The sequence below is a fragment of the Micromonospora sediminimaris genome, assembly GCF_016863575.1.
Lineage (GTDB): Bacteria > Actinomycetota > Actinomycetes > Mycobacteriales > Micromonosporaceae > Micromonospora > Micromonospora sediminimaris.
In genome coordinates, this window is the sequence record NZ_BOPD01000067.1 from 1 (window position 1) to 1553 (window position 1553).

Sequence of the window (1553 nt, forward strand, 5' to 3'; positions counted from 1 at the left end):
TTTCGTTGGCGGAGCCGGACGGCGGCGGGGTGGTCGGCGTCGGCGTCGGCGTCGGGGTTGAGGTCGGGGTCGGAGTCGGCGTGCCGGTCGGCGGCGGCGTGGTCGGGTTCGTCGGCAGCAACGGGCAGGTGCTGCGGTAGGTGACCACGCCGCTGCTGTCCAGCAGCGGGCAGAGGAACTGGCTGTACCGAGAGTCGTTGTCGACGAACATCTTCAGGAACGGCAGCATGGTCCGGATCAACACCGGGTTCGACCGCCCGACCATGAACCCGTGGTCCCCGCCGGCGACCTCGAGGTAGACGCTCTCGGTCGAGGCCGGGAGGCTGTTGTACAGGCCGAGGGCGTAGGACGGGGTGACCACCGTGTCCGCCTGCCCGGAGATGACCATAGTGGGTACCCGGTCGTTCGCCAGGTTCTGCGACGGCGAGTACGGCGTGATACCGACCGCCGCCTTCAACGACGAGCGCCGGATGGCTGCGCTCAGCGCCCCGCCGCCGCCCATCGAGTGACCGGAGACGGCCAACCGGTTCGGGTCGACCCGGTCGCGTACCGGGCTCTGCTGCGTCAGGTAGTCGAGCGCGGCGAGCAACTGGGTACCTCGGGCCGTGTCGAAGTCGTTACGGCTGTTGGTCTCGATGCCGATCACGACGAACCCGTGCGACGCCAGCCACGGGCCCATCCAGGCCAGTTCCGCGGAGAACAACGCGGTGTAGCCCGGCGAGATGGCGATGGCACCGAAGGTGCCCTGGCTGGTGTCGGTCGGGTAGTAGATCCTGCCGCCGTTGAAGCCGTACCCGGTCGGGACACTGACCGAGGTGTTGACGAAGGGGCCGTTGACGGCCGCGACGCTCGCCCGGGTGGGGTCCGGGCCCCGCTGGTACGGATTGTCGGCGGCCGACGCCGAGCTGGTGGCCACCGTCACGGTGAACATCCCGACGGCGGCTGCGATCCCAGCCGTGGCGAGCTTGAACAGTCGTCGCCGAATGCCGGGGGACACTCGGCCGGCATGGGCTTCCCCTGGGGGCGGGGGGTGGGGTGCGTGTCCTCGCACTGTCGATACCTCCTGGTGGTGGGGTGGGGTGTCCTGCGGGATGGGCGGGCCCGACGTACGCCGAGCCCGCCCGCGCCGGCTGTGCCCAAGCCGGACCTGCACGCCGTCAGCGCTGCAGGGTCAGTACTCCCGGCCGGTACGGCAGGAGGCCGTAGTCGCCGCCGGAGTTGGGTGAACGGCCCTGGTAGAGCAGTTGCAGGTTGCAGGGGTCGATGGTCATGGTCTGGTCGGCGTTGGTGCGGATGAGCTCGCCGTGGCTGATGTCGTTGGTCCAGGTGGCGCCGCTGTTGGCCTTACCGGCGAAGGGGTTGCTCTCGCTGGTGGCCTGCGGGGTCCAGTTGCCGCCCAGGCTGGTGGCGGTGAACGACCGGAAGTAGCGGCCCTGGGAGCCGATCGCCTCGACGATCATCAGGTACCGCTGCTGGCCCTGGAGCTTGTAGACCTGGACGCCTTCGAACAGGTTGTTCGTGGTGTCGGTCATGATCGTGGTGTAGTTCGATCC

At 69.1% G+C, this 1553-nt stretch carries 2 protein-coding genes; both read right to left on the bottom strand.

Annotation, left to right across the window (positions count from 1 at the left end; genetic code table 11):
* Positions 1 to 997: alpha/beta hydrolase family protein (locus tag Vse01_RS29095; RefSeq protein ID WP_239104322.1), on the bottom strand; the 997-nt coding region annotated here is incomplete at its 3' end.
* Positions 998 to 1157: 160 nt separating this feature from the next.
* On the bottom strand, positions 1158 to 1553 hold a 396-nt coding region (locus tag Vse01_RS29100; protein ID WP_275415553.1), incomplete at its 5' end, for a non-reducing end alpha-L-arabinofuranosidase family hydrolase.